This window comes from Nioella sediminis (assembly GCF_001879695.1).
In the GTDB taxonomy this organism is placed as follows: domain Bacteria; phylum Pseudomonadota; class Alphaproteobacteria; order Rhodobacterales; family Rhodobacteraceae; genus Nioella; species Nioella sediminis.
The window spans coordinates 1-8887 of record NZ_MNBL01000103.1; the positions used below are offsets into that span (position 1 = coordinate 1).

8 protein-coding genes and 1 pseudogene are annotated in these 8887 nt (G+C 65.6%); 1 reads left to right on the forward strand and 8 read right to left on the reverse strand.

Features of this window, described 5'->3' with window-relative positions; genetic code table 11:
- The 7 genes and pseudogenes from BKY26_RS12835 to BKY26_RS12870 form a co-directional block, all read right to left on the reverse strand.
- Positions 1 to 204 (reverse strand): ATP-binding cassette domain-containing protein (locus tag BKY26_RS12835; protein WP_211267995.1); only part of this gene is annotated, 204 nt, incomplete at its 3' end.
- Positions 201 to 1286 (reverse strand): branched-chain amino acid ABC transporter permease, encoded by a 1086-nt coding sequence (locus BKY26_RS12840; protein ID WP_083431441.1) that lies wholly within the window; start codon positions 1284 to 1286, stop codon positions 201 to 203. The genes BKY26_RS12835 and BKY26_RS12840, both read right to left, overlap by 4 nt.
- A 3-nt stretch (positions 1287 to 1289) precedes the next feature.
- The gene (locus BKY26_RS12845) at positions 1290 to 2303 is read right to left on the reverse strand and encodes a branched-chain amino acid ABC transporter permease (RefSeq protein ID WP_071690787.1); all 1014 of its coding nucleotides are present in this window, start codon (positions 2301 to 2303) and stop codon (positions 1290 to 1292) included.
- A gap of 132 nt (positions 2304 to 2435) precedes the next feature.
- Positions 2436 to 3272: a helix-turn-helix transcriptional regulator gene (locus BKY26_RS12850; protein ID WP_071690788.1), complete on the reverse strand. Its 837-nt coding sequence runs from the start codon at positions 3270 to 3272 to the stop codon at positions 2436 to 2438.
- An 86-nt stretch (positions 3273 to 3358) separates the two neighbouring features.
- Positions 3359 to 4474 (reverse strand): iron-containing alcohol dehydrogenase, encoded by a 1116-nt coding sequence (locus BKY26_RS12855; protein WP_071690789.1) that lies wholly within the window; start codon positions 4472 to 4474, stop codon positions 3359 to 3361.
- A gap of 84 nt (positions 4475 to 4558) precedes the next feature.
- A complete protein-coding gene (locus BKY26_RS12860) occupies positions 4559 to 5842 on the reverse strand; it encodes an ABC transporter substrate-binding protein (protein WP_071690790.1) in 1284 nt (427 codons plus the stop codon).
- Between the two features lie 616 nt (positions 5843 to 6458).
- Positions 6459 to 6680, reverse strand: a pseudogene (locus BKY26_RS12870) (GFA family protein); the annotation flags it as partial.
- A 173-nt stretch (positions 6681 to 6853) separates the two neighbouring features.
- Between BKY26_RS12870 and BKY26_RS12875 the strand changes: the two are divergent.
- A complete protein-coding gene (locus tag BKY26_RS12875) occupies positions 6854 to 7870 on the forward strand; it encodes a M48 family metalloprotease (protein ID WP_071690792.1) in 1017 nt (338 codons plus the stop codon).
- Between the two features lie 12 nt (positions 7871 to 7882).
- Here BKY26_RS12875 and BKY26_RS12880 read toward each other — a convergent pair.
- Positions 7883 to 8887: SPOR domain-containing protein (locus tag BKY26_RS12880; RefSeq protein ID WP_071690793.1), on the reverse strand; the 1005-nt coding region annotated here is incomplete at its 5' end.

An 8887-nucleotide genomic window follows, 5' to 3' on the forward strand; every position in this document is an offset into this window, starting at 1 on the left:
ATCGCCGGTGATGCAGTTGAACAGCGTCGTCTTGCCGGCCCCGTTCGAGCCTAGTACCGCGCGCCGTTCACCGGGGCGGATCGCAAGGTCGATGTCGCTCAGCGCCGCGAGCGCCCCGAAGAGTTTCGACACGCCCCGCAATTCCAGCGCGTGTCCGGCGGAACTGGTAGCGGCGGCAGGCGACTTGATGGCTTCTGTGGTCACGGCCTCGTCTCCCCCTTGCCACGGGCCATGTCATCGCGTGTCAGATGCGCCTTCCAGCGCTCCCACAGGCCCAGAAGGCCATCGGGCGAGACGAAGACGACGAGCAGGAAAATCCCTCCGATCAGCATCTTGTAGCGCTCGCCCGAGGCGCCGATCGCGCGCAGAACGTCGGGCGCGAAGGTCGACAGCAAGACGAACAGGAATGCCCCCAGGAATGGGCCGCTGGGACGGCTGAGGCCGCCGATCACGGCGATGATCAGGATGTCGAACGTGGCATGAATCCCGGCGGTGCCCGGCGCGATCTGGGCGTTTTGCCAGACCAGCAGAATCCCTCCCACCGAGGCCAGCGCCGAAGCAAAGGCATAGGCCGCAACCCGGTGCGCCGTGACGTTGAACCCCAGCGCCGCCATGCGCCGCGGGTTGTCGCGCACCCCCTGCAAGGCCAGCCCGAACGGGGCTCGCGAGACATAGGTCACCAGCAGAAAGCAAAGCCCGGCAGCGACCAGCGTCAGGTAATAGAACGGCACGGGTTCGCGCCAGTTCACGCCGAACAGGTCGGGCGGCAGCACCAGGTTGAAGCCCGTGTAGCCGTTGAAGATCGTGTAGTTCTGGCGTGTGAAGTAGTAGAAGGCCGAGGCCATCGCGAGGGTGATCATGATCGTGTAGATTCCCTCGGTCCGCACTGCCAGCAGGCCGACCAGCGACCCGAACAGCGTGGCGATGACCATCGCCAGCGGGACCACGAACCACCATGGCAGGCCCAGGCTGATGGTGGTGCCGCTGTCACCGAACAGGGCCACCATGTAGCCCGCCAGCCCGGCAACGGACATCTGGATCAGGCTGACCATGCCGCCATATCCGGCAAGGAACATCAGAGACAGCGCCACGATACCCAGGATGAAGGTCCAGCCAAAGATCTGGAACAGGAAGAAATCGTCCGCGACCAGCGGCATCACCAGCAGCACCAGCATGACTGCCCAGGCGTGGGCGGGGATGGCGGCGACGCGGTCGACCAGCCACAACCACCAGCGCGGGGCCTGCGGATTGGCGAGCGTCTGGTTCGGGGGGGTGTTCGACGACATCGCTCAGCCCCTCCGCCCCATCAGGCCCTGTGGGCGGAAAGCCAGCACGGCGGCCATGATCAGGAAGGTCAGCACCACCGCATAGGTCGGCATGTAGACCGAGCCCAGCTGCTCGGCGAGACCGATCAGTACCGCGCCGATGGCCGCGCCCTGCAACGACCCCATGCCGCCGACGATCACCACCACCAAGGAGGCCATGAGGAAGCGGGTGTCTTCGCCCGGTGCGATGGACTGAAACGTGCCGCCGACGACACCGGCGATCCCCGCGAGACCGGCCCCGAAGGCAAAGACCCCTAGGAACACGCGGCTGATCGGAATGCCCATGGCACCCAGGATGTCACGATCATCGACCCCGGCGCGGATTATCATCCCGATGCGGGTGCGGTTCAGCGCCATCCAGATGCCGATGCCGATGACGATCGCGGCGAACAGGATGGCGATGCGGACCTTGGGATATCGAAGGTAGACCAGCTCTCCGTCGCGGCCATATCCGGCAATAAGCGGCAGCTCCATTGGCCCGCGCAGCCAATCGGGCGACATGACCTGGTAGGACGAGCCGCCCCAGGCCCACAGCATCAGGTCGGCGGCGACCACCGAGATGCCGATCGTCACCAGCGTCTGGCGCAGCTCCTGCCCCTCAAGGCGGCGGAACACCAGGACCTGCATGGCCATGCCCACGCAACCGACAACGACGAAGACGAGAACAAAGGACAGGAGCCAGTATCCGGTCCACTCGGCGAATTCGTAGCCCAGATAGCCGCCCAGCAGGTAGAGCGAACCATGCGCCAGGTTGACGTTGTGCATGAGACCAAAGATCAGCGTGAACCCCGACGCGACCAGGAAATACAGCGCACCCAGGGTGATGCCGCTGAACACCGCGTTCAGGAAAACCCGCTTCCGCCCGAAGATGGCTTCGAAACCTTCCGGCCACGGGGCGAAGATCGCCCAAATGACAAACAATGCTACAACGATTGCGATCCCGGACCAGACCGGGTGCTGTCGAGCGAACTCGCGCATGGTGCCCTCCCAAGGCGCGATCCGGGGACCGCGTCGCATTTCCGCGTTATGTGCAGGGAGGATAGAAAACGCCGTGCGGCTTGGGCATACCCGGCAGTCTCACCTTTGCGCCCGAGGTCGCAAAAAGCGGCGTCAGTGCGCTTCGCAGACCACCGCCCGCCGGTATTCACTGGGCGGCAGAACGCCGTTCGAGGTGAAGAAGCGTGTAAAACTGGCCTGGCTGGAAAAGCCCAGGTCGTGGCCGATCTCGGACACGGTGTCGGTGGTCAGCAACAGCCGGTCGATGGCCTTCTCCATCCGCAGCGCGTTGAGATAGACATTCGGGGTCACGCCGATCTGGTCACGGAACATGCGATAGAAATGCGCGCGCGACAGGCCCACCTGGCGCGCAACCTCGTCCATCGAGGCCTCGTCGAAGGCGACCTCGGCCAGCAGGCGGATCGACTTGCGTATGCGAAAATCGATCATCTTGGACTGGTTGCGCTGCGCGATGTCCGCGTCCGGGGTCCATTGCCAGCTCTGCTCGTAGCTGCCGCAGGCGAGTTGACGAAACAGGTCTTCGAGCACGGCGTTCTGACACGTCGGATCCATCATGCCGCGGACCATGTTGTGCTTCGCCGCACGCAGGAACCCGTCGACCTTGATCTCCGGGCGTCCGTATCGGAGCGATGGCGAATGCGGACCGCTGGCCTGCAAGAACCACTCCTGGTCGATATAGAGGACCAACATCAGCGTCTGTTCGCCGGGGTGGCAGGGGCGGAAGAAATGCGGCTGCCACGGGTTCACCGCCACAGCGTGCCCGACGCGCAGGGCGTGGGCCTGATCCTCGACATGCATCTCGGCGGGCGCGCCGTCGATGTGAAACAGCAGATGCCCCTCGCGATGGGCATGCACCACCAGTTCCCGGTCCAGCTGAAACAGGAACACCCGTCCGTAGGTGCCGCGAAACGCCGCCAGTGCCTTGCTCATATCTTCCCCTCCGCGTCTTCGTTCGTCTTCAGTTTCACTCTCGTTTGTTATGCGCCCCGACAAGTGTCGTCGTTTCGCGCGACCTGTCAAATGCTACCGCTCAGAAGCGACCGATAGTCGGCCTTGCTGACATGCCTTGGATTGGTCACGTTGGCCGCATCGGTCGAAACGGTGCTGGCAATGCGGGCACGGGCCGCGCGATCCAGCCCGATACTGTCCAGCGTGACCGGCAATTCCAGGCGCTCAGCGATCCGGGTCATTGCGGCGGCGATCCCTGCGACCCCGCCCGAGACCTCCATTGCCTCCTCGATATCGGGGATCGCCCGGGCGATGGCCGGGGCGTTGAACGTCATCACCGGCCCGAACACCGCCGCATGGTAATACCCATGCGGTTCGGGGCCGTTCAGTTCCTCCTCGATGGCCAGTCCAAGCGCATGGACAGCCCCTAGGCCACCGTCTTCGGCCAGCGCGGAATTCACCGCGGCCGAGAAAACCTCTTCGGCGGCTCGCGGTGCTACCGCGCCCGCCGCACGCCGCCCCAGCATCCGCCACGCGCGGCGCAAACCATCGATCGCCATGCCTCGGGCCGGGGGGCTGATGCGGCTGCGGGTCAGGGTTTCGATGCAATGCATCGCAACGTCCAGATCGGCGCAGAGCGCCGCACGATCATCCAGGGTCGCGTGCAGGTGCATGTCGCAGATCACCGCTGCGGGGACAAAGGCCTCGTCCTGCAGGCTCAGATACCGGCCATCGCCATCGCGCACCCGAACGCTGGCGCGCAGACCCGCGCCATCCTCCGGGCTGCCGGGGATGACGATCAACGGCATGGGCCGGAAGTCTCGGGTTCTTTGGCGCATCTCGGGCCGGACGCGGCAAAACTCGCGGGCGGCGTATTTTCCAAGGTCGATCGCCGCGCGACCACCGATTGCAACCACCCCGTCGCGCCCCTCAGCGAACAGGCGCCGGGCGGCGGCACGCGCCTGCCTCAGCGTGCAGCCACCCTCGCACAGATGCATCGCCGCGCCTGTTTCGACACGCTCCGCGAACAACACGTCCAGCGCCTCGGCAAGATACGCCGATGTGCCCCACGGGGCATCTGTAACCACAAGCGGACGATAGATGCCGAGAGAATCGAGTTCGGCCTGAAGCACGTCATCCAGCCCGGTTTCCAGCAGGTGTATGCGCGGTCTGTAGGGGGCCATTCTCATACCCGAGACGCCTTTGGCAAAGCTGAAACGCGGGCGGCCACAGAGGCGGCCGCCCGCATGTTGAGCGCAAGGCCCGGTTCAGTTCGCCGCGTCACGCAGCGCGTCGCAATCGGGCGTGTCACGCGACGGAAGCCCGACCATGGACATGAACTGGTCCGTCGGCAGGCCGAAGGTGGCGTTAACGCCATCGGTCCGTGACACCAGTTGAGTTGTCAGGCCCGTGCCATCGGCATTCTCGACCACTTCCGAAATGAACACCGAGCCGACGGCCTGGCGGTTCTCGTCGAGACTGATATGCCCGATGGGCGAGTCCATCTCGAGCGCAGAAAGGGCCGCGCGGAACTCCGTGTGTCCGTCGCTCAGATCGCCGCCGACCTCATCCAGCGCGGTCAGCGCCGCGACGGTCGCGTTGTAGTAGAGCGTGGCATAGAGCGACGGCGACGGGAACCGCTCGTCTTCGGGCCAGCCAGCCTGGTAAGCGGCAACGAAGGCCTGCCACTCGGGCAGGTCCGAATCGGCAGCCTGCCACCCGGCAGCCGGGGTGCCGATCAGGGCATCACGGGCCGTGCCGCGCGCGGTCAGAACGCTCTGGTCGGCGATGATCGACGAGCCGATCAGGTTGGTCTCGGCGCCCGCCTGCTCGTACTGGTTCAGGAAGTTGATCGCGTCGGTGCCACCGATGCCCAGGTAGATCGCGTCCACGTCATAGGGCAGCGCCGCGATGACGGCCCCGAAATCCGAGCTGCCCAGCGGCACCCAGAAACGCTCGACGATCTCGCCACCAGCCGCACAGAAATCCGCCGCGAAGCCCAGGAAGTTGGTGTAGCCAAAGGAATAGTCCGCGGCGACGGTGGCGACGCGGGTCCAGCCGCGCTCGTTCACGACGTAGCTGCCCAGACCATACCCGGCCTGCGCGCCCTGAATGTTGAAGCGAAAGAAGTTCTCGGCCGGATCGACGAAGGTGGTTTCCATCGCGGACGAGACGCCGTTGATGATGGTGATCTCGGGCACGGTATGGGCGTAGTCGCGCATCGCAATCCCTTCGGACCCAGAAAGCGGCCCGATGATTAGATCGACGTCGTCGCTGTCAACCAGCTGGCGTGCGGCCCGCAAGGCCGAGTCGGGGGTGCCGTTGGTCGGGCCCAGAACCCATTCGATGCTGCGGCCACCGGCCTCCATGCCAGCCTCGCGCAGCGCCAGCTCAAAACCGCGCAACCCGTCGGAACCCGCATTGGCAAAGGTGCCTTCCTGCGTGACCAAGACACCGATCCTGATCGGGTCTTCGTCTGCTGCCGCGACCTGGCCGACCAGGCCGCCAACCGCGAGGATCGCGGTTGCGACCAAAGCTTTCTTGAGTGTCATGTCTTCCTCCCATAAGTCTTGCGACCGGACCTGCCGGCACCCTCCAAGCCTGCGAAAGACACCCTGTTCAGACAATACCGCGAGATCGCGCGCCGTAACCTCCAGTCTCAATTCTTGCGGCTTGGGAGGCTTCTCTCCGAAGTTGGAGCACCCCCGGTTTCGGGGACGGTTACGGCTTGCTTAGTCCGGCCCTTCAGCGGGGATGCGCTGAGGGGCGTGGGGAACTCTCTGCGCTTTCGACGCGAGGTGCCGCTAAAGCACCCTGCCATTAACCTGAGACATATCCAGCAGACTTGAAGCAGTTCCGGCATGCTTGAAGCGAGTAGAGATCGCACGCCTGAGCGATGGCCTCGCACATGTCGGTGAACCTCCTCGCGCCGATGCGCCTGAGCTGGGCCTTGAGCTTGGAGAACGCCATTTCTACGGGATTGAGGTCGGGGCTGTTCAGTCCGCGCAAAGCAAGCCATCCCCAAGGCACGGCCTGCCCGAAAACGCCTTATCGGGCAAGCTCGGGGCAAGTTGCCCTGCACTCCGGGAGGATGCGCCTCTCGTCAGCGGCGCGACACGACCGCTATGACTGCGTCTTGGCGCGTACACATCTCGTCCCGCCTTGCGGAAAGACCGGTGATCCGCAGCGCGGGCAGAAGGCGCGGCCCTCATACTGGCCGGTCTCGCCGGTGATCTCGACCGCCGCCGCCGGGAAGATGGCCGAGGCGTGAAAGAGCGTCTCGTGAGATTTGCGGCAGTCGAGGCAATGGCACAGCCCGACGCGCAGCGGCGCGCCCTGCGCCGTCACACGCGCCGCCCCGCACAGGCAGCCGCCGTTGTAGATTTTCATCACCGTTCTCTCTGCCGATCCGTGCAACCTGTCGCATTTCGGTCATTCCGTATGTACGGGGGGTGCACGGGGGGTGTACAGGGGGTGTACGGGGGGCACCGGGCTGCACAGAACCGTTGTTCCGGGCGGGTATTTCCGGTATTCTGCCAGAAAAACAAGGTGATAGATCGGGCATGACGGCGCTTACGGAATATCAGCGTCTGGAGAGCACGGGGCTCTGGCGAGAGACCCCCGACAGCCAGCGCCGCGAGGTCGTGATCTCGCTTGGCGATGCGACGCTGGTGATCTCGACCATGGCCGAAACGGCGTTGTCCCATTGGTCTTTGCCTGCCGTCAAGCGATTGAATTCCGGGAAGATTCCGGCGCTTTATGCCCCTGATGGCGAGGCCGACGAACTGCTGGAAATCTCCGACCCCGACATGATCGACGCCATAGAACGGGTCCGCAACGCCATCGAGAAACGCCGCCCCCATCCGGGCCGGTTGCGCCTCTGGCTCGGCGCTTTTCTCAGCCTCATCACCCTTCTCATCTGCATCATCTGGCTCCCCGGCGCCCTGACCCGCCAGACAGCGGAAATGCTGCCTGCGGCAAGCCGGACGGATATCGGGCAAAGCATTCTGGCCGAGATGGCCGACCTCTCGGGCCGCCCCTGCGCCGGCCCCGGCGGTGTGTCGTCGATGCGGGATCTGAGCAGGGCCGTCTTTGGCCCGCAGGCGCCACAGATCATCGTGTTGCCGTCCACAGCCCAGGCCACCGCCAGCCTGCCCGGCAATATCATCGTGGTGAATCGGGCTCTGGTCGAGGATTACGAGGGGCCGGAAGTGCTGGCGGGCTTTCTACTGATCGAAGACCTCCGCCGCCGTTTGCGTGACCCGATGCTGCACCTGCTGGAGCAATCGGGGCTGATGGCCACGGGCCGCTTGCTGACCACCGGAGAGATTGACGACAGCCACCTGCGCGCCCATGCGGCCCGGCTGCTGACGACACCGCCCGTCAGCGTGGATCTCCCGCTCGTGCTCGCCCGGTTCGAACGGGCAGGTGTGTCGACCGAGCCATACGCCTATGCGATTGATCTGACAGGGGAATCCGTTCTCGACCTGATCGAGGGCGATCCGATGCGCGGCCGCTTGCGTGCGCCGCTGATGACGGATCAGAACTGGATTGCCTTGCAGGAAATCTGCGGCGGTTGACCCCGCCCCCCCCTAGCGCGTGACCGCCCCGCCATAGCCTAGCCCGCGTGCAGCAGACAGGGTCTGACCAAGCATCGCGGCGTCATCGAACGGCCCGGCCAGAACCACGAATGTGCTGAAGTCGCCGCTGTCCTGTGCGACGCCCCCCAGCATCGTGGCCATGCCCTGCTGCTGCAAGCGCAGTCGCGCGGCATCAGCGGTGGCGCGGTCGGAATAGCGGGCGATCTCTACATAGCGGTGACCGGCGGGCACCCTGATGGCCGGGGCCTCTGCCGTGCTGTCCTCCGCCGCGATGTTCGGGGTGGAGGAGGCGCGGGTCAACAGCGGCGCAGAGGCCGGAGCCGCCGTTGCGCGGCTCACGGCGACACCGTCGGCGGCGGGGTCAATGGCCTCGCGCGGCACGGTCTCGGTCCAGAGTTGTGCCATGGCGGCATCGCCTTCGGTCGTGGCATAAGGCAGGCCGCGCGCGGCGTTCAGGCGACCGTCGGTCCATGCCTGGCGGTAACCCTCGGGGATGACGACCGGCGCAAGATCCACATGGCGCGACGGCGAACCGGCACCGGCCACGCGCAGGACCGGCTGACCGTCTGCGGGATGAATGGCCTGAGGGCCACAACGCAGCCCGGAACCTTGCATATATTGCGCGGCGCCCGCAGGCAGGCCCTGACAGCTGACCGCGCGGACGGGCTGCGGCGCAGGCGTGGGACGGGCGGCGGGGGCCGGAGCCGCGACCGCAACGGCAACAGGTGCAGGGGTCGCCGGGCGCGGCTGTGCAGCGGGGGCCGACGGCGCGGCGGGGGCCACGACGATCTCGACCGGCGACTCCTCGACTGTGGGTTCCGGGGCAGCGGCCACGGCCACGGGGGCCGATCCGCCACCCGACGGCTCATAGCCACAAAGCGGTTGCCGATCCCGCGTCACGCGGGGCACCCAGGTTTCCTGCCCGCCATAGCCCGCGCGAATGAACACGCAGCCCCGGCTGTCGACATATTGGTCAGAAGAATAACCGGCGGGCGG

Bases quoted from the DNA above. Each gene is read 5' to 3' on its own strand.
- BKY26_RS12840 (WP_083431441.1), bottom strand. From the start codon at position 1,286: ATGTCGTCGAACACCCCCCCGAACCAGACGCTCGCCAATCCGCAGGCC.
- BKY26_RS12845 (WP_071690787.1), bottom strand. From the start codon at position 2,303: ATGCGCGAGTTCGCTCGACAGCACCCGGTCTGGTCCGGGATCGCAATC.
- BKY26_RS12850 (WP_071690788.1), bottom strand. From the start codon at position 3,272: ATGAGCAAGGCACTGGCGGCGTTTCGCGGCACCTACGGACGGGTGTTC.
- BKY26_RS12855 (WP_071690789.1), bottom strand. From the start codon at position 4,474: ATGGCCCCCTACAGACCGCGCATACACCTGCTGGAAACCGGGCTGGAT.
- BKY26_RS12860 (WP_071690790.1), bottom strand. From the start codon at position 5,842: ATGACACTCAAGAAAGCTTTGGTCGCAACCGCGATCCTCGCGGTTGGC.
- BKY26_RS12875 (WP_071690792.1), top strand. From the start codon at position 6,854: ATGACGGCGCTTACGGAATATCAGCGTCTGGAGAGCACGGGGCTCTGG.